This is a genomic window from Enterococcus sp. (genome assembly GCF_032555305.1).
GTDB lineage: Bacteria > Bacillota > Bacilli > Lactobacillales > Enterococcaceae > Enterococcus_A.
Genome location: NZ_JAWGOQ010000006.1, coordinates 19,528 through 42,994 on the forward strand (window position 1 = coordinate 19,528; position 23,467 = coordinate 42,994).

A 23,467-nucleotide genomic window follows, 5' to 3' on the forward strand; every position below is an offset into this window, starting at 1 on the left:
AGGAAACTATATGAAAAATGTAATGATTGATCAAATTATAATCGGTGAGGGCAAGCCTAAAATAATCGTTCCTCTGGTAGACAGAACTGAATCAGCGTTATTGGCTTCGGCTGAACATATTCAACAGCTTGATTGTGACATCGTTGAATGGCGGATTGATTTTTTTCAAGATGTAGAGCAGACAAAAATAGTGGCTGATCTTTCGCATAAATTAAGAAAAGTACTCAATAAACCGCTACTCATTACTTTTCGTACCTACAAAGAAGGTGGCGAACTATCTTTGAGCGATGAAAAATACTTTGAAATTTATGATACGTTGATCGAGCATGGCCGTCTTGATTTGATTGATTTAGAGTTATTTATGCCTGAAGAACGTGTTACACAGACGTTAGAAGCTGCCCAAAAAAAGGGAATTAAAGTAATTATGTGTAATCATGATTTTGATAAAACACCGCCTAAGGAAGAAATTCTTTCCCGGTTGCAGCAGATGCAGAAAAAAGGCGCTGATATATGCAAAATTGCCGTGATGCCGCAAAATAGCGAAGATGTTTTAACTTTACTAGAGGCAACACGTGAGATGTACGAAAATTATTCCGATCAACCGTTAATCACCATGTCAATGGGAGCATTAGGTATGATCAGCCGAATCTCAGGTCAGGTATTTGGATCGGCAGCAACTTTCGGCTCTGCGGGAACAGCCTCAGCCCCTGGACAAATCTCCGTGACTGAGTTACGTAAAATCATTGATACTTTACAAGTTTAAAGCGACGATTCTGTCGCTTTTTTTATTTCTTAAAATGAGTTATTCAAGTGTTTTTTATCATCTGTATGGTGGAGAAAATAAAAAGACAGCTTAAAACTAAGCTGTCTCATTTCCTACTTTGGCAATCTTGCCTTGTTCTACGTATACCATCAAGATACTAATATCAGCGGGATTTACACCACTGATGCGGCTAGCTTGGGCAATCGTTTCTGGTTGAATCTTTTGCAATTTTTGTTTTGCTTCAGTAGCTAAACCGTTAATGGCTTCATAATCGATCCGATCTGGAATATGTTTGGCTTCCATTCGCTTCAATTTCTCTACTTTTTCCATCGCTTTTTTAATATAGCCTTCATACTTGATTTGAATCTCAACTTGTTCGATTTCTTTTTCGGTTAATTCATCGTTAGCTGGGATGAATTGCAAGATCTCATGATAAGAAATCTCAGGACGTTTCAAGAAATCACTCGCCAAAACCCCATCTTTCAATTCTGCGCTTTTTTTAGCCCGTAAGAAGCTTTGAACCTCGTCGTTGGGTTTTAGTCGAATAGATTGTAAACGATCCATCTCCGCTTCGATATGCGCCTTCTTAACTAAATAAGCTTGAAAGACTTCTTCATCCACCAAACCTATCTCATGTCCGATCTCCGTCAAGCGCAAATCAGCATTGTCGTGGCGTAAAATCAAGCGATATTCTGCTCGCGAAGTCAATAACCGGTATGGCTCATTCGTTCCCTTAGTTACTAAGTCATCAATCATAACACCGATATATCCATCGCTGCGTTTCATGATGAAAGGTTCTTTTCCCTGGATCTTCAAAGCAGCATTGATTCCAGCCATTAATCCTTGACCAGCTGCTTCTTCATAGCCGCTGGTTCCATTGGTTTGTCCAGCAGTATATAGATTTTCGATTACTTTCGTTTCTAGGGTTGGGCGAAGCTGATGAGGTGCCACCATGTCGTATTCAATAGCATATCCAGTCCGCATCATTTCCGCATTTTCTAAACCTTCGATTGAGTGTAGCACTTCATTTTGAACATCCTCTGGTAATGACGTGGACAACCCTTGAACATAAACTTCTTCAGTATTCCGTCCCTCTGGTTCTAAAAATAATTGATGGCGTTCCTTGTCCGCAAAACGGACAATTTTATCCTCGATTGACGGGCAATAGCGTGCCCCTACTCCATCCACAATCCCTGTAAACATTGGCGCACGATGAAGGTTAGTTTGGATGATTTTATGACTTTTTAGATTCGTATAGGTCAACCAGCAAGGGATTTGTTCCGTTAAATATTGGCTATCTGGTGTTTGATAACTAAAGTGATTCGGTTTTTCATCACCTGGTTGAATTTCTGTTTTACTGTAATCAATGGAGCCTGATTTCACTCGTGGCGGAGTTCCTGTTTTGAAGCGATGGATCTCTAAACCTAATTCTTGTAAATGATCCGCTAACTTGATTGATGGTTGTGAATTATTAGGGCCTGACGAATACTTTAATTCGCCGATAATAATTTCGCCCCGTAAAGCTGTACCCGCTGTAATGATTACTGCTTTTGCTGAATAAACAGCACCAGTTGAGGTCACAACACCTTTGCATATACCATTTTCAACAACTAAACGATCAACTACACCTTGCTTTAAGGTCAGATTTTCTTCTTTTTCAATCGTATGCTTCATTTCTTCCGCATACGTATGTTTGTCCGCTTGAGCCCGCAAAGCACGCACTGCTGGACCTTTTCCTGTGTTTAACATTCGCATTTGAATGTATGTCTTATCAATATTACGTCCCATCTCTCCACCGAGTGCGTCGATTTCTCGTACGACAACGCCTTTAGCGGGGCCGCCGATAGATGGATTACATGGCATAAATGCCACCATATCTAAATTGATCGTAATCAATAAGGTCTTTTGGCCCATGCGAGCTGCTGCTAAAGCTGCTTCAGAACCGGCGTGTCCCGCGCCAACGACGATCACATCATAATTTCCTGCTTGATATTCCATGTAGTTGCTCCTTCTCTATTTTCCTAAACAAAATTGGCTAAATAATTGTGTAATTAATTCATCCTGTACGCTATCGCCAACAATCTCACCTAAATAATCCCAACAACGCGTCATATCGATTTGGACTAGATCTACTGGCATGCCCGCCATAATCCCATTACGAACCTCACTCAGTGATTGTCCCGCTTTTTCTAACAAAGCAATGTGACGAGTGTTTGAGACATAAGTAGCATCTTTTTCTCCAGTTTGACCTCCGAAAAAGAGCTTCGCGATGGCTTCTTCTAGTTGATCCAATCCAGCTTTTTCTAAAACTGAAATTGAAAAAACTTCCTCTTCACTTAGATAGGTTTCAATATCCGCTTGCGTTAACTGACTAGGCAAATCCGTTTTATTCAATAGAATAATCCGTTTTAACCCTTGTGTTGCTTCTAGTAATTCCTTGTCCTCCGCAGTTAGCATTTCACTTTGATTCAAAACTAATAGAATCAAATCTGCCTCGCCTAAAGCTTTACGGCTACGTTCTACTCCAATGCGTTCTACCACGTCATCCGTTTCACGAATCCCGGCTGTATCAATCAATTTCAATGGAACTCCACGAACATTGACGTATTCTTCTATCACATCACGCGTCGTTCCAGCAATTTCTGTTACGATAGCTTTTTCTTCATGTAATAAATAGTTCAATAAACTTGATTTTCCAACATTAGGACGACCGATGATTGCCGTACTTAGTCCTTCTCGTAGTATCTTTCCCTGCTTGGCATTCAGTAATAATGCATCAATTTGCTGCCCAACTTGTTGTGCTTTTTCTAACAGTAATTGCGTTGTTAATTCCTCAACATCATCGTATTCCGGATAGTCAATATTCACTTCAACCTGCGCCAATGTTTCCAAAATTTCCTGACGCAATTGGCGAATCAAATGAGACAAATTACCATCTAATTGATTGATCGCGACATTCATTGCCCGATCCGTTTTTGCGCGAATCAGATCCATCACTGCTTCAGCTTGAGAGAGGTCCACTCGTCCATTCAAAAAGGCTCTTTTGGTGAACTCGCCCGGTTCTGCTAACCGTGCCCCTGAACGTAAAATTAGTTGTAGTAGTTGATTGACCACCACGATACCGCCATGACAATTGATTTCAACAATGTCTTCTCGTGTAAATGTTTTTGGCGCGCGCATTACGCTAACCATCACTTCATCGACTACCTGTTGTTTTTCCGGATCGATGATATGCCCGTAATGAATCGTATGTGACGGTACATCCAGTAAACACTTCTTCCCGCTACGATAGACCTTGTCTGCAATCGTTACTGCTTGATCGCCGCTTAAACGTACAATACTGATCGCACCTTCACCTGGCGGGGTCGAAATCGCTGCAATCGTGTCAAATTCTAAGGTAATCTCTGCCACTTTTTTTCCTCCTATTAATTAAGAACATAAAAAAAGTGCCTACTCCACCCCTTGATAAAGGAGTAGATTGAGCACTTTGACTGCTTTTTTCTACAAAAATTCTGGTGCTAGATTAGCATATATCTTTCAACAATTCAAGCTTTCGCATTAAAAACAAACGGTTTCTCAATTTTTGTAAAAAAGTTCGCCACACTAAACAGAGTTAAACAAGTAACCGGTCACGTTTCTTATCCCAATCGCGATCTCTTCAATATCGATATCACAAAATTAAATCGTTGAGATTCCTCTGTCTTTGAATTTCTTCAGTTTGACTAAATACGACAAGAAAAAAGTGTTAAGCAAACAGGCTGCTTAACACTTTTTCAAAGATTTAAAAATATTTTTTTGCTGGTTCAACAACTAAATAGCGATAAGGATCTTCCCCTTCAGAATGCGTTTTGATGTATTCATCTTTACTTAAAGCTGAATGAATCATTTTGCGTTCAAAAGCCGGCATCGGTTCTAAAAAGACCGGACGCCCCGTTTCTTTTACTTTCTCTGCAGTACGTTGCGCCAAACGAGTTAAGACCTCTTCACGCTTTTGGCGATAGTTGCCGACATTTACGACTACCGACAATTTTTCTTTCGCGACACGATGCAGGAAGACCTGTGCAAGATATTGCAAGGCATTCAATATCTTACCGTGCTTGCCAATCAGCATTCCTTGTTTACTGGTCTCTAGATTCATAACAATCAGTCCGTTCGTTTCATGCTGAATCTTGACTAACGCTGGCACACCCATATCACTCGTAATATTAGTTAAGTAAAGTGCCAATTCTTTGATAGCTTCATCTTCATCCAATTCAACTAATTGACTAGCGGAATCAACTGGGTCAGCAGCTTCCTTTGCTTTTGCTTCTAGTTCTGGTTTGACTGGCTGTTCTTTAGCTGGTTCTTTTACCGGTTCAGGAGTAGCTTCGGCTTCTTCAACCTTGATTGGTTCGATGGAAACACGAGCATCTTTTTTCCCCATTCCTAGGAAACCTTTTTTCGCATCCATTAAAATTTCAATTTCGACAGCTTCTTTTTTCAACCCTAAAGCGTGCAATCCGTTTGAGATTGCTTCGTCGATGGTTGGACCTTCATAAACAGGCATTTTCTAAACCTCCTTATTTTGCATTTAATTTTTAAAAGAAAATAGAAATCTCTATTTTTTACGTTTTTTCTTAGGGTGCTTAGCTTTTTCAAGTGCGCGTTCTCGTTCACGAATCTGGCGTGCTACTTCTTCTCGTTCACGACGAATCTTGAACGGATTATTGATCAACAATGTTTGAAGTACTTGGAAAGCATTTGAGATTACCCAGTACAATGATAACCCACTAGCTAAATTCAAAGCCATAACAAAGATCATCACGGGCATTGCGAAGTTCATTATTTTCAATGAAGCATTAGATTCAAGCTGACTCATACTTGATAGATAGCTACTTGCAAAAGTAAAGACTGCAGCAAGGATCGGTAAGATAAAGTATGGATCGGATTGACTTAAGTTCAACCATAGAAAATGTCCGGACCGCAACTCAGGAATTCGTAAAATCGCTTGATACAAAGCCATCATCACGGGCATTTGTACTAACAACGGCAAACAGCCGGCGTAAGGGCTCACATTATTTTCTGCATAAAGCTTTTTCGTTTCCTCTTGTAGCTTTTGTTGTGTTTCCTGATCACGACTACTGTATTTTTCTTGAAGCGCTTTGATCTTAGGCTGTAAATCTTGCGTCTTCCGCATGCTTTTCGTTTGATAGTGCATCAACGGCAACAAGATAATCCGAATCACGATTGTGAATAAAATGATCCCAATCCCGACATTGCCAAAAGATAACCCTTTGATCGCTTGTCCGAAATAATAGACGACATAACGATCCCACACGCCGCTACTGTTTGCACTGACTTCTCCAGTTCCACAGGCAGATAACAAGAATACCAGACTCAATAATCCTGTCATTAATAGTATTTTTTTATATTTCTTCACTTACATCTGTTTCCTTCCTAACTTAATATTTTTGCTAACTTTAAGACGTGTATAAGATTCGAACGCATTTCATCATGAGGCAGATCTTTTGTAGCTGGCCGCGCGATCACGATAAAGTCTATAGGAGGCAATTCTGTCTTCAATTCTTGCAAAACTGCTCGAATTTGTCTTTTCACTTGATTTCGTGCCACAGCGTTCCCAACTTTTTTACCGACTGATAAGCCTACTCGAAAATGTTTTTGGTCAGAAGGCTCTAGACGATAAACTACGAATTTTCGATTCGCAAAAGAAGCACCTTCTTCAAACACTTTTTGAAATTCTCGTTCTTTTTTGACCCGATATTTTTTCTGCATCTAGTTTCCTTCGTTTCTTTTAAATCTATACCTGACAATAATACCATACTTCAAATTAAGGAATCATCCCTATTTACCACAAAAATTCCTTAAGAAGCTCATTTTAGGTACAAAAAAAACCACTGACCGGCAGTGGCTTAAGCAGCAAGTACTTTTCTTCCTTTACGACGACGGCTTGCTAATACGCGACGGCCGTTTTTAGTGCTCATGCGTTTACGGAATCCATGAACTTTTTGACGTTTACGTTTATTTGGTTGATAAGTTCTTTTCATTTAAATACACCTCCATAGCTAACATTACATAGACATACCCGAATATTATAACGACTCAGCCCCTAGTTTGTCAATCATGAAATGAAAAACACCGAAAAACTCTGTTTACTTTTTTCTTTTATCAAACTTTTCTGAATATCTACATGCTAAAAAATCTATTCTAATCCACAGAACGAATCTAAACTTTTCAGAGATATTCTATTAGTTACTAGTAGTTGCCAGTTAGCTGAGCGACATTTCAGACAAGATTTTTAGTAATAAGTCTTTTTCAATAATTCACATTAATTTATTTTCCACTCACAAATGATTAAGCAAAAAGTTTATCCACAAAATCTGGGGATAATTTCACTCCAACTGTGCAAAACATTTTTTCGTTAAAAAACTTGCATAGATTTTTCAAACGATTTTTCCACAAGATTTTCACTTTTTGATAACTTATCCACAAGGTGGATAAGTGCTGTGAATAACTCTCCTATCACCTGTGTTATCAAGTGCCATATTTTACCAGAAATGTGAAAGTTTTCGTGGATAAAGAGAAATTTCCACAATTTTCAAGAGAAATGTGCATATGTTTTTGCCTATCAGTGGATAACGATTTTGTATTTTTATACATTTTGTGGAAAAAGATAAAAAGCCTGTTAATTCATCTCTGGTTGTGGAAAACTTTTGAAAAAAATGCTAAAGTAAGTCTATCTGAATTTTATTAAAATAGGAGGCGACTTATTTGACCTCATTGGACACTTTCTGGCAGGAATTGAAGGACAGTTACAAAAATGACCTCAATCCTGCCAGTTATGATGCCTGGGTAGGGACAGCTAAACCCTTAGCTTTAACACACAATCAACTAACGATCGAAGTCACGAGTGATTTGCATAAGCGCTATTGGGAGAAACATTTGGCCGCAAAAATCGTCGAGATCGGTTTTAAAGTGACAGGGGATGAGATCATGCCGCTGTTCGTTACACCAGACGAAGCACCGCCTGTCAGCATTGTCGAAAAAGAGGAAACACCCAAAGTAGGCACAACAAAACGTGCGATGCTCAATCCAAAATATACTTTTGATACGTTTGTTATCGGGAAGGGTAACCAAATGGCGCACGCAGCTGCTTTAGTTGTAGCTGAAGAACCTGGATCAATCTACAACCCGCTCTTCTTTTATGGAGGCGTTGGTCTAGGGAAAACTCACTTGATGCACGCTATTGGGCATCAAATGCTGGCAATCAATCCGCAAGCGAAAGTCAAATATGTATCTAGTGAAACGTTCGCAAACGACTTTATCAACTCAATCAAGAATAAGACCTCTGAAGAATTTCGGCAGGAGTATCGAAAAGTAGACTTGCTGTTAGTTGATGATATTCAGTTTTTTGCTGATAAAGAAGCGACTCAAGAAGAATTTTTCCACACTTTTGAGAATCTTTATAATGATAATAAGCAAATTGTTCTAACCAGTGACCGTCTGCCAAACGAGATTCCAAAGCTGCAAGAACGCCTTGTTTCACGCTTTGCTTGGGGCTTATCAGTGGATATAACTCCACCCGATCTTGAAACGAGAACAGCAATTTTACGTAAAAAGGCACAAGCAGAAAACCTAGAGATTCCTGATGATACCTTAAGTTATATCGCAGGGCAGATCGATTCGAATATTCGTGAATTGGAAGGGGCTCTAGTACGCGTTCAAGCATTCGCTACTATGAACAGCGCGGATATTACAACTAGCATTGCAGCTGATGCCTTAAAAAGTTTGAAGGGAACCAGCAACTCGCAGCTATCCATCAGCAAGATCCAGGATGAAGTCGCAAAATTCTATCATATCCAAATAAAAGACTTAAAAGGGAAGAAACGAGTGAAAACAATTGTGGTCCCGCGTCAGATCGCTATGTATCTAGCTCGAGAAATGACGGAAAGCTCCTTGCCAAAAATTGGTGCTGAGTTTGGTGGAAAAGATCACACAACTGTTATCCATGCTCATGAAAAGATCAGTCAATTAATGAAGAATGACAGCAGCATTCAACAAGAAATAGCAGAAATTAAAAATCTACTGTTAGGTTAGACTGTGGACAACGGTTGAAAAACCAGCTTATTTATCCACACCTTTTCCACAAGTGGAAAACTTGCTGTTTCAAGCTTTTGTCTTGTTTTTCCACATGATCAACAGGCCCTACTACTTTTATTACTTAATTACTTAAATAAATAAAAAAAGTCTTACAGCTAACAACACTTCAGAACAAACTTAGCAAAAAAGACAATAGCCATCTTCGTTAAAAAAATCAAAATGAAAAAAGGAGTTCCATTATGAAATTTACGATTAATCGCGCCCGTTTCATCCAAGAATTACAAACTGTTCAACGTGCGATCTCAACTAAAACAACGATCCCAATCTTAACAGGTGTAAAAATCGAGTTGAACAATGAAGGATTAACCTTAACAGGTAGCAATGCTGATATCTCGATTGAAACTTTTTTGGCTGCAGATGATGAAAAGGCTGAGTTACTGATCACTGAGACAGGAACAATCGTTTTACAAGCACGTTTCTTCAGTGAGATTATTCGTCGGTTACCAGAAACGACCTTTACTTTGGAAGTACAAGAAAACCACCAAGTACTGATTACATCTGGAGCGGCTCATTTTACAGTCAATGGTTTAGATGCAGATAATTATCCACACTTACCAGTAGTAGAGGAGCAAAATCAATTAAACTTACCTGTCCACATGTTGACAAAATTGATTGGTGAGACAGTTTTCTCTGTTTCTCAGCACGAAAGCCGGCCGATACTTACAGGGGTTCATTTTACAATGTCGAATGGACAGCTATTAGCAGTTGCGACGGATTCTCATCGTCTCAGCCAACGAATTGTTCCTGTGGAAAACGCAGATAAAGACTTTGATATCGTTATTCCTGGTAAAAGCTTGGTTGAACTTTCTCGTTCATTATCTGATGAAGAAGCGGAAGTCGAAATTAGCATCATGGAGAATCAAGTTTTATTTAAAACACCAACGATGTATTTCTACTCTCGGTTGCTGGAAGGAAATTACCCTGATACCAATCGCTTAATCCCAACTAGCTTCAATACGGAGATTACTTTTTCTGTACCAACATTCTTAGCAGCGATTGAGCGGGCATCTCTACTTTCACATGAAGGGCGGAATAATATCGTTCGTTTAGCAATTGCCGATAATTCAGTCATTCTTTATGGAAACTCACCAGAAATCGGTAAAGTAGAAGAAGAATTAGTCTATGAACAAGTCAGCGGTGATCCTTTAGAAATTTCTTTCAACCCAGACTATATGAAGGATGCTTTGCGTGCTTTTGGTGATATGAGCATTAAGATTCAATTTATCTCAGCGATTCGTCCCTTTACTTTGGAACCAAGCGAAGGGGATGTATCCTTTATTCAATTGATCACGCCAGTGCGGACAAACTAGGATAATTTCAACGAGTTTCACAAGTTTTTTGAAAAATATGAAAATATTTCGTAAAATATGCGATTCCAGTAAAAGGTCTTAAAATCGATTTTAAGACCTTTTACTTTTTTTTGAGTGAATTAATTAAAACGGCTTAGAACTTCTTAAATCGAAAAATACAACGAGTTAATTTGTTTTATCTATTAAAAAAGGGTATAATAAAGAGGTGTTTCTAGCATGAAAATGAGGGATGAATGTGAAACAAAAAATTTTTTTAGAAACAGAGTTCATGACGCTTGGTCAGTTATTGAAAGAGATCAATTTGATCTCTAGCGGTGGACAAGCCAAGTGGTTTCTAGCAGAAGAAACAGTATTTGTAGATGGCGAGTTGGAGAACCGCCGCGGCCGAAAGCTCTATCCGGGAATGATGATCGAGATTCCTGAGGTAGGAACTTTTTTTATGGTCAAAAATAAGGAAGAACAAGATGCGGCTGAATAAGCTTGAGTTGAGAAATTATCGAAATTATCAAGAGCTGATCTTGGAATTTCCTAACCGATTGAATATTTTTTTAGGAGAAAATGCTCAAGGAAAAACCAATCTTTTGGAAAGTATCTATGTTTTAGCGCTAACTCGCAGCCACCGAACCAGCAGTGAGCAGGAATTGATTGGCTGGAGAGAAGATTTCGCTCAAATCAAAGGTCGGATTGAACGAGGAACGAGTGAGTTGGAGTTGGAATTATTGCTGACCAAAAAAGGTCGCAAGTCCAAAGTCAATCATATCGAACAAAAAAAATTGAGCAGCTACATCGGTCAATTGAATGTCATTTTGTTTGCGCCGGAGGATCTTTCGTTAGTAAAAGGAAGTCCGCAAACCAGACGACGCTTCATTGATATGGAATTAGGGCAGATCAACCCGGTTTATCTCTATGACCTAGCACAGTATCAGCAGACCTTAAAACAGCGAAATCTTTATTTGAAACAGTTATCTGAGAAGAAGCAGACAGATGAGATATATCTCGACATTCTTACGGAGCAGCTAGTAGATTTTGGCAGCAAAGTCTTAGCAAACCGTTTGAAGTTCGTTAAAAAGCTGGAATATTGGTCCAATGATCTGCATGGCAAGATCACCAATCAAAAAGAAGTCTTGGCGATCGAATACGATGCCAGTTTACCACTAGAAAGTGAAAGTGTTGAAGAAATCCGTACGGTTTTTCTGAATGAATTGCAGAAGAACCGCAAACGGGAGATTTTCAAAGGCAATACATTTTTAGGCCCTCATCGAGATGACCTGATCTTTAAGGTCAATCAGCAAAACGTGCAGACATATGGGTCACAAGGGCAACAACGAACCACTGCATTAAGCGTCAAATTGGCAGAAATCGATTTGATGAAAGAAGAAACAGGGGAATATCCGATTTTACTTTTAGATGACGTCATGAGTGAGCTTGATGACAATCGTCAGATTCATTTATTAGAGACGATCGAAAACAAAGTTCAGACGTTTTTAACAACGACGACCTTGAATCATGTTAAAGGTAAAATGACGGTCCATCCGGATATTTTTTATGTCCATCAAGGGCAGATAGAAAGGAAAGAAACGTAGATGACAGAAGAGGAAAAGAGTTTACTAGAACGTGCTCAAGAGTACGATGCCAGTCAAATCCAGGTTTTAGAAGGATTAGAAGCTGTTCGAAAACGTCCTGGAATGTATATTGGTTCCACTAGCACGGAAGGTTTGCACCACCTTGTTTGGGAGATCGTGGATAATTCCATCGATGAAGCCTTAGCAGGATTTGCAACACACATCCATGTGGTGGTTGAAGAAGATAATAGTATCACCGTTAGCGATGATGGACGTGGTATTCCTGTTGGGATTCAAGCGAAAACGGGCCGTCCAGCTGTTGAAACGGTCTTTACGATTCTACATGCCGGTGGAAAGTTCGGCGGCGGTGGATACAAAGTATCTGGTGGACTTCACGGTGTGGGAGCTTCTGTTGTTAACGCTTTGTCTACAAGTTTAGATGTTCGAGTTTTCAAAGAAGGAAAAGTCTACTTCCAAGACTATCGACGTGGGGCTGTTGTAGATGATCTAAAGATAATTGGTGAGACAGAAAAGCACGGAACCACCGTCCATTTTGTACCCGATCCTGAGATTTTTACGGAATCAACGGTCTTTAATTTTGAAAAATTAGCGACGCGCGTTCGAGAATTAGCTTTCTTGAATCGTGGTTTGAAGTTATCAATTGAAGATAAAAGGGAAGAAAAACCTGTTTTACGTGAGTATCACTATGAAGGCGGGATCAAGAGCTACGTTGAACATTTAAATCATAGTAAAGCAGTAATTTTTGATGAACCTGTCTATGTAGAAGGGGAACAACAAGATATTACTGTTGAAGTAGCGATGCAGTATACGGATGGCTACCATACCAATATTTTAAGTTTTGCTAATAATATCCATACCTATGAAGGTGGAACTCATGAGTTCGGATTCAAAACAGCTTTGACACGGGTAATCAATGATTATGCACGTAAACAAAAAATCATGAAAGACAATGATGAAAATCTTTCTGGTGAAGACGTGCGTGAAGGTTTGACAGCTGTTATCTCCATCAAACATCCAGAACCTCAGTTTGAAGGGCAAACGAAAACTAAACTTGGTAACTCTGAAGTTCGTACAGTTACAGATCGTTTATTCTCAGAGAATTTCATGAAATTCTTGATGGAAAATCCGTCAGTTGGCCGGCGAATCGTAGAAAAAGGGATGTTAGCTGCCAAAGCTCGTTTAGCAGCTAAGCGAGCTCGTGAAGTGACTCGTCGTAAAGGGGCACTTGAGATAAGCAACTTACCTGGTAAGCTAGCCGATTGCTCGAGTAACGATCCAGAGAAATGCGAATTGTTCATCGTCGAAGGGGATTCCGCCGGTGGTTCAGCGAAACAGGGACGTAGTCGTGAGTTCCAAGCGATTTTACCGATTCGCGGGAAAATCTTAAACGTTGAAAAAGCCTCAATGGATAAAATTTTAGCCAATGAAGAAATTCGTTCATTGTTTACAGCGATGGGAACTGGATTTGGAGCCGATTTTGATGTGTCGAAAGCTCGCTATCATAAATTGGTCATCATGACCGATGCCGATGTCGATGGTGCACATATTCGGACACTGCTACTAACATTATTCTATCGTTATATGCGACCAATCGTGGAGGCTGGCTATGTCTATATTGCGCAGCCGCCATTATACGGAATCAAACAAGGTAAAAATATCACTTATATCCAACCAGGGAAAAACGCTGAAGAAGAATTGGCACAAAAAATGTCAGAATTACCAGCGACGCCGAAACCAAACGTTCAACGATACAAAGGTTTAGGTGAAATGGATGATCATCAATTGTGGGAAACAACGATGGATCCAGAAAATCGTCTAATGCTGCGTGTTAGTGTTGATGACGCGATCGAGGCCGATCAAGTCTTTGAAATGCTGATGGGGGATCGAGTAGAACCACGCCGGGCATTCATCGAGGAAAACGCGCATTATGTTAAAAACTTGGATATTTAGTGAGGATGTCAGTTTATCTTCGCGCTTTAGCGTGATTAGAGAAATGATATACGTGGTGAAGATCAGATTTATTTTTAGTTAAAAATAAATTCACTAATACGAACTAGGAGGATCATTTTGGAAGATCGTAGAGAGAATATACATGACGTCAATCTAACCAGTGAAATGCGAGAATCCTTCATTGATTATGCAATGAGCGTTATTGTGGCACGTGCTTTACCAGATGTACGGGATGGGTTGAAACCCGTTCATCGTCGAATTTTATATGGAATGAACGAACTAGGGGTTACACCAGATAAACCTCATAAAAAATCGGCTCGTATCGTTGGGGATGTAATGGGTAAGTACCATCCTCACGGTGATAGTGCCATTTATGAATCAATGGTACGGATGGCTCAATCATTCAGTTATCGCAACATGTTGGTGGATGGCCACGGAAACTTCGGATCTGTCGATGGTGACGGTGCAGCGGCGATGCGTTATACCGAAGCACGTCTAAGCAAGATTGCGATGGAAATGTTGCGGGATATCAATAAAGATACTGTTGATTTCCAAGGAAATTATGATGACAGTGAACAAGAACCCGTTGTATTGCCAGCTCGTTTTCCGAATCTATTAGTCAATGGAGCGACAGGTATCGCAGTCGGGATGGCAACCAATATTCCACCGCATAACTTGAGGGAAGTAACTGCTGGGATCGAACTTTTGATGAAAAACCCAGAAGCTACGACACAAGAATTGATGGAATGTATCCCAGGACCAGACTTTCCGACAGGTGGTCTGGTGATGGGGAAATCCGGTATTCGTCGTGCTTATGAAACAGGTAAAGGATCAATCACTGTTCGGGCGAAAATCGAGATTGAAGAACAAAAGAATGGCAAGGAACGAATTCTTGTATCTGAATTGCCATACATGGTCAACAAAGCGAAATTGATTGAACGTATTTCTGAATTACATCGTGATAAGCGTATCGAAGGCATTACTGATTTGCGTGATGAAACGTCTCGTGAAGGGATGCGGATCGTGATTGAAGTCCGCCGTGATGTCAGTGCATCCGTTATTCTGAATAACTTGTACAAGATGACCTCATTGCAGACATCATTTAGTTTCAACATGCTGGCGATCGAAAAAGGTGTTCCAAAAATCTTGAACTTGAAACAAATTTTGGAAAACTACATCGAACATCAGAAAAATGTCATTACTCGCCGGACAATCTTCGACAAGAAAAAGGCAGAAGCTAGAGCTCATATCTTAGAAGGCTTACGTATCGCATTGGATCATATCGACGAGATCATTGCAACGATCCGTAACTCAGCATCAGATGATATCGCGAAAGCGACCTTGATCGAACGTTTTGAATTATCCGATCGACAAGCACAAGCAATCTTAGACATGCGTCTACGTCGTTTAACGGGCTTAGAACGCGAGAAAATTGAAAATGAATATCAAGAGCTGTTGAAGACGATCAGCGACTTAGAAGACATTTTAGCGCGTCCTGAGCGTGTTGAAGAAATCATTCGTACAGAATTAGCAGAAGTTGCTGCAAAATTCGGTGATGATCGTCGGACTGAGTTATTAGTTGGTGAAGTGTTAAGTCTTGAAGATGAAGATTTGATTGAAGAAGAAGATGTTGTGATTACGTTGACCAACAATGGTTACATCAAACGTGTTGCCTCAACGGAATTCCGTGCACAACGACGTGGTGGTCGTGGTGTTCAAGGCATGGGTATTCACGATGATGACTTCGTAAAAACGTTGATCTCTTGTTCGACCCATGATACATTGCTATTCTTCACAAATAGCGGTCGGGTTTATCGGGCGAAGGGTTACGAAGTGCCAGAATATGGCCGGACAGCCAAGGGTATTCCGATCATTAACCTGCTAGGGATCGATTCAAGTGAAACGATCCAAGCCGTGATTTCTGTGAATGGACAAGCAGAAGACGGACATTTCTTATTCTTTGTCACGAAGCAGGGGACGGTCAAACGAACGACGGTTACCGCCTTTTCAAACATTCGTGCGAATGGCTTGATTGCGATCGGCTTGCGTGAAGGTGATGAACTAGTGAACGTAATGTCAACCGAAGGTGATGAAACGATTATTATCGGTACTCATGATGGCTATTCTGTAACGTTCAAAGAAAAAGCAGTTCGTGATATGGGTAGAACCGCCAGCGGTGTACGTGGTATTCGCTTACGTGATGAAGACTACGTGATCGGTTCAGCAGTGCTGAAAGAAGATCAAGAAGTCTTGGTTCTTACCGAAAAAGGTTACGGTAAACGGACTAAAGCCTCTGAATACCCAATCAAAGGCCGCGGTGGTAAAGGGATCAAGACAGCAAATGTCAAAGAGAAAAATGGTCCTCTTGCTGGCTTGACTGTCGTGAACGGTGATGAAGACATTCTTTTGATCACTGACAAAGGTGTTATCATTCGCTTCAATGTTGGCGGTGTTTCACAAACCGGTCGTGCTACCTTAGGTGTTCGTCTAATGAAGATGGAAGAAAACACGAAGGTTGTAACTATGGCAATCGTTGATACAGAAGACGAAGAAGTTGAAGAGAACGAAGTAAGCGAAACTAACGAGACGACTGAAACTTCAGAAGAAACACCAAACGATATAGAAGAATAAAAAAAAGTAAAAAGACTGGGAGCGATCTCAGTCTTTTTTCGTAACTTAAAGTAAAGAAACATTTGATTTTTGCAGGACGATTATGTATAATGATTATTTGTGAGTAGTCTAGATAAAATTTAGATCGCTCTCCTTGCTCTTAATAAAGTTAAGAGCCTTATAGTCCATAGGGAGGTGAAAATCAATGAGTCAAAGCACGAAGTATGAAATCACATACATCATTCGTCCGAACATTGATGAAGAAGCAAAAACTGCTTTAGTAGAACGTTTCGATACAATCTTGAAAGATAATGGCGCTGAAATTATCGATTCTAAAGATTGGGAAAAACGCCGTTTCGCATACGAAATGAACGGATTCCGTGAAGGCATCTACCATATCGTCAATGCAACTGCGCCAACAACAGCTAGTGCAGTTAACGAATTCGATCGTCTTGCAAAAATCAATGACGATATTATTCGTCACATGATCGTTAAGATTGAAGAATAATTGTTTCACGTGAAACAATTGACGAGAAGGGAGCTGGCTTTACTTTGATTAATAATGTTGTACTAGTTGGTCGTTTAACAAAGGATCCTGATTTACGCTATACAGCAAATGGTACAGGTGTTGCAACGTTTACTTTGGCGGTGAATCGTAATTTTACGAACCAAAGCGGTAATCGTGAAGCGGACTTTATCAACTGTGTGATTTGGCGAAAATCAGCAGAAACTTTAGCTAATTATGCGCGTAAGGGAACTCTTTTAGGGGTGACTGGTCGTATCCAAACAAGAAATTATGAAAATCAGCAAGGGCAACGTGTCTATGTGACTGAAGTTGTTGCTGAAAATTTCCAATTATTGGAATCTCGTACTGCAAGTGAACAACGTCAACAGAACCCAAGTTCTGATGATAGCTTCCAAAGCCAAGGCGGGGGAAATAATTTTAACAACAATTATAATCAATCCTCTCAGTCAGCTAAGAACACTATGCCTGACTTCGATCGAGATTCAGATCCATTCAGTGGATCCTCAATCGACATTTCAGATGATGATTTACCATTCTAACAATTGAATAGGAGGGAAACGGAATGGCACAACAAAGAAGAGGTCGCAAACGTCGTAAAGTAGACTATATTGCTGCTAATCATATCGAGTATATCGATTATAAAGATATCGAATTACTAAAACGTTTCATCAGCGAACGTGGTAAAATTTTACCTCGTCGTGTAACTGGAACAAGCGCTAAAAACCAACGTAAATTAACGATCGCTATCAAACGCGCGCGTATTATGGGCTTATTAGCATTCGTTTCTGAAGAATAAGATGCATTTTATAAAGAGACTTCATTTTGGAGTCTCTTTTTTTATGTTTCACGTGAAACATTCAAGAGAGTCGCTTGCCAGGATAGATTGTGCTAAAATTACACTGTTGGCTGTCGAGTGGCTATCGTTGATTTTTAGAAAACGGATGACAGCATAACAGATATGCAATATGAATTGAGGAGGTTATAGATGAAAACAAATCCTCGAATTAAATGGTCCTTTTTCTTACTTTGTTTACTATTGATACAATTAGCTGCAATTTTTTTGCTGCCCTTTAATATTTTGACAGCAATGATTGTTATATTAATCGATCTCTTATTATGGATTTATACGATTGTTTTACGTAATCGTATTGAGATAACGAATCAACAAAAAATTCAATACGCTTCACGACTTGCGCAAGAAGCTTTAGAGTATGTATCGAATGATATGCCCGTGGGAATCATTACTTGGGATGATGACAATACTTTTGCTTGGATGAACCCAGTAATAACAGAGAAGATTCAACATTTAACAAAAGATGATCAGCAAGATATGGTCAATGAGTTGTTGCAGCGAGCAAGTAAAGGAAAGAATATATATAAAATAGGGGAAGTTCTCTATCATTTTGTATTAGACGAAGAAAAACATATCGTGTATTTAACTGATATTACGAAGGAATATGCACTAGAAAATAAAGAGAAACAACAGCAAGCTGTTGTTGGGATTCTTTCGGTCGATAACTATGATGACGTGATTGATCGCCGAGATGACAAAGAAATTTCTAATTTGAATTCTTTCATTACAACGATTATTTCTGATTGGATGGACTCTTATCGAATTTTTTATAAACGAGTAAATGAGGAACGCTTTTTTCTATTTGCGCGCTATGATGATCTAGAAAAAATGATTGAGAATAATTTTGATTTATTGGAGCACATCCGTGTATCAGCTGAGAAACAAGATATGTTGATTACCGTCAGCATAGGAATCAGTTACGGTACAGAATCTTTGGAAGTGATTGGCGATGAAGCCCAAAACAACTTGGATATTGCTTTAGTTCGCGGCGGGGATCAAGTAGTGGTAAAAAATGCGGCGAAAGGACAAAAACCGGTTTTTTATGGCGGAAATTCTGCTAGCGCAGCAAAACGGACGAGAGTACGTTCACGGGCAATGTCCACAGCAGTGAAAAATGTTTTCAATCAAACGGGCAATGTTTATGTAATGGGGCATCGTTTTCCAGATATGGATGCGATTGGTTCAGCATTTGGAGTCGCTTGTTTAGCTCGTTATCACGATAAAAAAGTTCGAATCATAATCAATGAAGAAGAGACGATTCCTGATGTAGAACGCTGTTTGACTGAGATTCATAAAAATGATGATTTAGAGGACTTGTTGATTTCTCCAGAGGCTGCTAAAAGACAGCGTAAAGCGGGTGATTTATTAGTAATGGTAGATTACCATCGACCATCTTTGTCGATTGATCAAGAATTATATGAGCAGTTTGAAAATATCGTCATCATTGATCATCATCGAAGAGGAGAAGAGTTTCCTGAAAAGTCTTTACTGACGTATATCGAATCTTCCGCATCTTCAGCGTCAGAGCTAGTAACGGAATTGATTCAATTTGAAAGTAACGAGGGTCAAAGAATGAGTAAGATGACGGCGACACTTCTGCTTGCAGGTATCACGGTTGATACGAAGAATTTTGCTGTTCGAACAACAGCTCGAACTTTTGATGTCGCTAGTTATTTAAAGACTTGTGGAGCGGATGCTTCTTTAGTACAATATTTATTGAGTACCGATATACAATCTTACTTGGAGATCAGCAAACTAGTCGGTGAGAGTGATTACGTCAGAGATGATATCGTTGTTGCTACTGGAACGGATGATCAAGAATATGATAGCGTGACGGCGGCAAAGACGGCGGATACTTTGTTATCAATGGTGGATATCAACGCAGCTTTTGTAATCATTAAGCGAACCGACGGAGTAATCGCTATCAGTGCTCGAAGTTCTGGGACGATTAATGTCCAAACGGTGATGGAAGCATTAGGTGGCGGCGGTCATTTCACTAATGCTGCGACCCAATTATCTAATAGTACGATTGCTGAAGCGAAGCAACAATTATTGGAAGCTATAAATAAACAGTTAACGGAGGGGACAGAGGAATGAAAGTAATTTTTTTACAAGATGTTAAAGGTAAAGGAAAAAAGGGCGATATCAAGGAAGTCCCAACAGGTTACGCACAAAACTACTTATTGAAAAATAAACTAGCAAAAGAAGCTACAAAAAGCAGTATTTCTGAATTAAGTGGACAGAAGAAAGCTCAAGATAAAAAGGCGGCAGAAGTTTTAGCAGAGGCCAAGAAATTGGCAGACTTTTTAGCGAAAGAAGAAACAGTTGTAGAAATCAAAGCTAAAGGCGGCGAAGATGGCCGTTTGTTTGGTTCGATCCCTTCAAAACAGATTGCTGAAGGTTTAAAGAAACAATATGATTTGAAGATTGACAAACGCAAGATCGAACTGGAAAATCCGATCCGCACGCTGGGCTATACTAAGGTTCCTGTGAAACTCCATACAGAAGTAGAAGGAATCATCAAAGTTCATGTAGTGGAAGAATAATCTATTTAAATGAATAATGACAAGAGAGTATGAGAGTTCTTGAAATTAAAAGAATCCCTCATACTCTTTGTTGTATTTAGCAAGCAGATTTTGTAAAATAGATGGACGAAGAGGAGCGTAAACAGACATGAGCGAAATGTTACAAGATCGTGTGCCGCCACAAAGCATTGAAGCCGAACAAGCAACTTTAGGCTCTATTTTTTTGGATACTGATGCTTTGATCACGGCCATGGAGTACATAGTTCCAGAAGACTTTTATCGTCGCGGGCATCAATTGATTTTCCGTGCAATGATCCAGTTAAATGACCGCAATGAAGCGATCGATGTAGTAACGGTCAAGGAATTACTAGAACAGCAAAACCAGCTGGAAGATGCTGGTGGCTTAAGCTATTTATCTGAACTTGCCTTGAGCGTTCCCACCGCAGCGAACGTAGGCTATTATGCCAAGATCGTGGAAGAGAAATCTTTATTGCGTAATTTAATCCAAACGGCTACGAATATTGTGACCGAGGGTTTTGAGCAAGGAGAAGACGTACAGACGATTTTAGATGCTGCCGAACGCAATATCATGGAAGTATCGGAACGACGCAATAAGAGCGGTTTTTTGACCATCAGTGAGGTGTTGAATACCGCGATTGAAAATATTGACCAATTGGCACGAAACGATGAAGAAATTACAGGACTGCCGACGGGATATGCCGCCTTAGATAAAATGACTGCGGGTTTGCAGTCAGAAGAGTTGATCATCCTGGCAGCTCGACCAGCGGTAGGTAAAACAGCTTTTGCCTTGAACATAGCCCAAAATGTTGGGACTAAGACGGATAAATCGGTTGCTATTTTCAGTTTGGAAATGGGGGCGGAATCCTTAGTAAACCGGATGCTGTGTGCGGAAGGCTCAATCGAAGCAAGTCATTTGCGAACAGGTCAGTTGTCTGAAGAAGAATGGCAGAACTTGATTGTCGCAATGGGAAGCTTGTCACGAGCAAATATATTTATTGATGATACTCCGGGGATCAAAGTCTCTGAGATTCGAGCGAAATGTCATAAATTAGCCAAGGAGAAAGGAAATCTTGGCTTAATTCTAATTGACTACCTGCAGTTGATTGAAGGAACCGGTCGAGAAAATCGCCAACAAGAAGTCTCCGAAATTTCGCGGCAATTGAAGAAACTGGCAAAAGAGCTGAAAGTACCAATCATTGCTTTGTCACAGCTTTCTCGTGGGGTTGAACAACGTCAGGACAAGCGGCCTGTACTAAGTGATATCCGTGAATCAGGATCAATCGAGCAAGATGCTGACATCGTAGCTTTCTTATATCGTGATGACTATTATGATCGTGAAGGTGAAGAAGAGGAAGAATCATTAGCCAATCGTAACGTGATTGAAGTAATCATTGAGAAAAACCGGAGCGGAGCACGAGGAACCGTTGAGCTGCTCTTTATTAAGGAATACAATAAATTTTCTTCCTTATCACCGAGAGAAGATTTCTAGCGTAAGTTTTGAACTTGCGCTTTTTTTGTTAGTTTTTCTATCCGTTTTAGCTTAGCGTGACTAGAAAAATAATATGAGTGGTGAGGATTAATCATTTTTTTGACGTTTGAAAAGTAACTTTTGTACGAAATTGCTACAAGTTAAATTTTTCAGTATACGAAGTTTGTCTCGTTTTTCCAATTATTCGAAAATAATGTTCGTGATTTAGCCGCATTTTATAATCTTTGTTTTGTAATATTCGAATTTTCATTGAAGTATAGCGCTATTCTTGATACAATAGTTCAGGATTAAATAAAATAAAATGAGGTGTTCAGATGTCATCTGTAGTAGTTGTAGGGACGCAGTGGGGCGATGAAGGTAAAGGAAAGATCACGGATTTTTTAAGTGAGAATGCGGAAGTCATTGCTCGTTACCAAGGTGGAGACAATGCAGGTCATACAATCAAATTTGACAATGAAACATATAAATTACACTTGATTCCTTCTGGTATTTTCTACAAAGAAAAAATCAGTGTTATCGGAAACGGTGTGGTAGTCAATCCGAAGTCATTAGTTACGGAATTGGCTTATTTACATGAACGTGGCGTTACAACTGAGAACTTACGTATTTCAGATCGTGCGCATGTAATCTTGCCATATCATATCAAATTGGACCAATTGCAGGAAGATGCAAAAGGTGAAAATAAAATCGGTACGACCATTAAAGGGATCGGACCAGCCTACATGGATAAAGCTGCACGTGTCGGTATTCGGGTCGCTGATTTATTGGATAAAGAAATTTTTGAAGAACGCTTGAAGATCAACTTAGAAGAAAAGAACCGTCAATTCGTAAAAATGTTTGATGATGAAGCGATGGACTTTGCTGATATTTTTGAAGAGTATTACGAGTATGGGCAACAAATCAAACAATATGTCACGGACACATCAGTAATCTTGAACGATGCGCTGGATCAAGGCAAACGTGTATTATTTGAAGGTGCACAAGGCGTGATGCTGGATATCGATCAAGGAACTTATCCATTTGTGACATCTTCTAATCCGGTTGCAGGTGGAGTAACCATTGGTAGTGGTGTTGGACCATCTAAGATCGATAAAGTTGTCGGTGTATGTAAAGCCTATACTTCGCGTGTCGGTGATGGACCTTTCCCAACGGAATTATTTGATGAAGTGGGCGATCAAATTCGTGAAGTTGGTCGTGAATATGGAACAACAACTGGACGACCACGTCGGGTTGGCTGGTTTGATTCTGTTGTGATGCGTCATTCAAAACGCGTTTCAGGGATTACCAATCTATCGTTAAATTCAATTGATGTTTTGAGCGGCTTAGAAACGGTTAAGATTTGTACTGCGTACGAATTGGACGGCGAGCTGATCTATCATTACCCAGCAAGCTTGAAGGAACTAAATCGCTGCAAACCAGTTTATGAAGAGTTACCTGGTTGGAGTGAAGACATTACAGGTTGCCGTGATTTAGCAGATTTGCCTGAAAATGCTCGGAATTACGTCCGTCGTGTTTCTGAACTTGTCGGTGTACGGATTTCGACCTTCTCGGTTGGACCAGATCGGACACAAACCAACATTATGGAGAGTGTTTGGGCTCAAATCTAACTTATTGTGAGACAAGGAACCAAATATCTAGTAAAATGGATTTACTATTAAGTGGGTGTTTGGAGGATTTTAA

At 39.8% G+C, this 23,467-nt stretch carries 20 protein-coding genes; 14 read left to right on the plus strand and 6 right to left on the minus strand.

The features are described 5' to 3' along the window. The first annotated feature begins 10 nt into the window (after positions 1-10). Positions 11-763, plus strand: a complete 753-nt coding sequence (aroD, locus tag E6139_RS06275) for a type I 3-dehydroquinate dehydratase (RefSeq protein ID WP_316402207.1) — start codon at positions 11-13, stop codon at positions 761-763. 96 nt (positions 764-859) lie between these two features. On the opposite strand, the gene mnmG is transcribed toward aroD, so the two are convergent. From mnmG to rpmH, 6 genes are all read right to left on the minus strand, one after another. Further along, positions 860-2,761, minus strand: coding sequence for a tRNA uridine-5-carboxymethylaminomethyl(34) synthesis enzyme MnmG (mnmG, locus tag E6139_RS06280; RefSeq protein WP_316402208.1), 1,902 nt, complete (start codon positions 2,759-2,761; stop codon positions 860-862). A 15-nt stretch (positions 2,762-2,776) separates the two neighbouring features. Continuing rightward, the gene (gene mnmE, locus E6139_RS06285; RefSeq protein ID WP_316402209.1) at positions 2,777-4,174 is read right to left on the minus strand and encodes a tRNA uridine-5-carboxymethylaminomethyl(34) synthesis GTPase MnmE; all 1,398 of its coding nucleotides are present in this window, start codon (positions 4,172-4,174) and stop codon (positions 2,777-2,779) included. 370 nt (positions 4,175-4,544) lie between these two features. Further along, complete coding sequence (jag, locus tag E6139_RS06290) at positions 4,545-5,309, minus strand: RNA-binding cell elongation regulator Jag/EloR (RefSeq protein ID WP_316402210.1); 765 nt, start codon at positions 5,307-5,309, stop codon at positions 4,545-4,547. Positions 5,310-5,360: 51 nt separating this feature from the next. Next, a complete protein-coding gene (locus tag E6139_RS06295; protein ID WP_316402211.1) occupies positions 5,361-6,182 on the minus strand; it encodes a YidC/Oxa1 family membrane protein insertase in 822 nt (273 codons plus the stop codon). A gap of 17 nt (positions 6,183-6,199) precedes the next feature. Then, entirely contained in the window at positions 6,200-6,535 is a 336-nt protein-coding gene (gene rnpA, locus E6139_RS06300; RefSeq protein WP_316402212.1) for a ribonuclease P protein component, read from the minus strand. A 137-nt stretch (positions 6,536-6,672) separates the two neighbouring features. Further along, entirely contained in the window at positions 6,673-6,807 is a 135-nt protein-coding gene (gene rpmH, locus E6139_RS06305) for a 50S ribosomal protein L34 (protein ID WP_006703104.1), read from the minus strand. A 724-nt stretch (positions 6,808-7,531) separates the two neighbouring features. Between rpmH and dnaA the strand changes: the two genes are divergently transcribed. The 13 genes from dnaA to E6139_RS06370 all read left to right on the plus strand — a co-directional run bounded on the left by dnaA (position 7,532) and on the right by E6139_RS06370 (position 23,394). Beyond that, positions 7,532-8,857, plus strand: a complete 1,326-nt coding sequence (dnaA, locus tag E6139_RS06310; protein ID WP_316402213.1) for a chromosomal replication initiator protein DnaA — start codon at positions 7,532-7,534, stop codon at positions 8,855-8,857. Positions 8,858-9,099: 242 nt separating this feature from the next. Continuing rightward, entirely contained in the window at positions 9,100-10,230 is a 1,131-nt protein-coding gene (gene dnaN, locus E6139_RS06315; protein WP_316402214.1) for a DNA polymerase III subunit beta, read from the plus strand. 235 nt (positions 10,231-10,465) lie between these two features. Further along, positions 10,466-10,708, plus strand: coding sequence for a S4 domain-containing protein YaaA (gene yaaA, locus E6139_RS06320; RefSeq protein ID WP_010747417.1), 243 nt, complete (start codon positions 10,466-10,468; stop codon positions 10,706-10,708). Next, positions 10,695-11,813: a DNA replication/repair protein RecF gene (recF, locus tag E6139_RS06325; RefSeq protein WP_316402215.1), complete on the plus strand. Its 1,119-nt coding sequence runs from the start codon at positions 10,695-10,697 to the stop codon at positions 11,811-11,813. Before yaaA ends, recF begins: the two co-directional genes overlap by 14 nt. Then, positions 11,814-13,763: a DNA topoisomerase (ATP-hydrolyzing) subunit B gene (gene gyrB / locus E6139_RS06330; protein WP_316402216.1), complete on the plus strand. Its 1,950-nt coding sequence runs from the start codon at positions 11,814-11,816 to the stop codon at positions 13,761-13,763. Positions 13,764-13,877: 114 nt separating this feature from the next. After that, positions 13,878-16,394: a DNA gyrase subunit A gene (gene gyrA, locus E6139_RS06335; protein ID WP_316402328.1), complete on the plus strand. Its 2,517-nt coding sequence runs from the start codon at positions 13,878-13,880 to the stop codon at positions 16,392-16,394. 184 nt (positions 16,395-16,578) lie between these two features. Further along, the gene (rpsF, locus tag E6139_RS06340; protein ID WP_316402217.1) at positions 16,579-16,881 is read left to right on the plus strand and encodes a 30S ribosomal protein S6; all 303 of its coding nucleotides are present in this window, start codon (positions 16,579-16,581) and stop codon (positions 16,879-16,881) included. A 44-nt stretch (positions 16,882-16,925) separates the two neighbouring features. Further along, the gene (ssb, locus tag E6139_RS06345) at positions 16,926-17,438 is read left to right on the plus strand and encodes a single-stranded DNA-binding protein (protein WP_316402218.1); all 513 of its coding nucleotides are present in this window, start codon (positions 16,926-16,928) and stop codon (positions 17,436-17,438) included. Between the two features lie 23 nt (positions 17,439-17,461). Beyond that, positions 17,462-17,695: a 30S ribosomal protein S18 gene (gene rpsR / locus E6139_RS06350; protein ID WP_010742563.1), complete on the plus strand. Its 234-nt coding sequence runs from the start codon at positions 17,462-17,464 to the stop codon at positions 17,693-17,695. 189 nt (positions 17,696-17,884) lie between these two features. Continuing rightward, positions 17,885-19,849, plus strand: coding sequence for a DHH family phosphoesterase (locus E6139_RS06355; protein ID WP_316402219.1), 1,965 nt, complete (start codon positions 17,885-17,887; stop codon positions 19,847-19,849). Next, complete coding sequence (rplI, locus tag E6139_RS06360; RefSeq protein ID WP_016179293.1) at positions 19,846-20,298, plus strand: 50S ribosomal protein L9; 453 nt, start codon at positions 19,846-19,848, stop codon at positions 20,296-20,298. Before E6139_RS06355 ends, rplI begins: the two co-directional genes overlap by 4 nt. Positions 20,299-20,425: 127 nt before the next feature. Further along, entirely contained in the window at positions 20,426-21,787 is a 1,362-nt protein-coding gene (gene dnaB / locus E6139_RS06365) for a replicative DNA helicase (protein WP_316402220.1), read from the plus strand. 314 nt (positions 21,788-22,101) lie between these two features. Further along, on the plus strand, positions 22,102-23,394 hold the full coding sequence (locus E6139_RS06370) for an adenylosuccinate synthase (protein WP_316402221.1): 1,293 nt from the start codon (positions 22,102-22,104) through the stop codon (positions 23,392-23,394). Positions 23,395-23,467 lie beyond the last annotated feature (73 nt).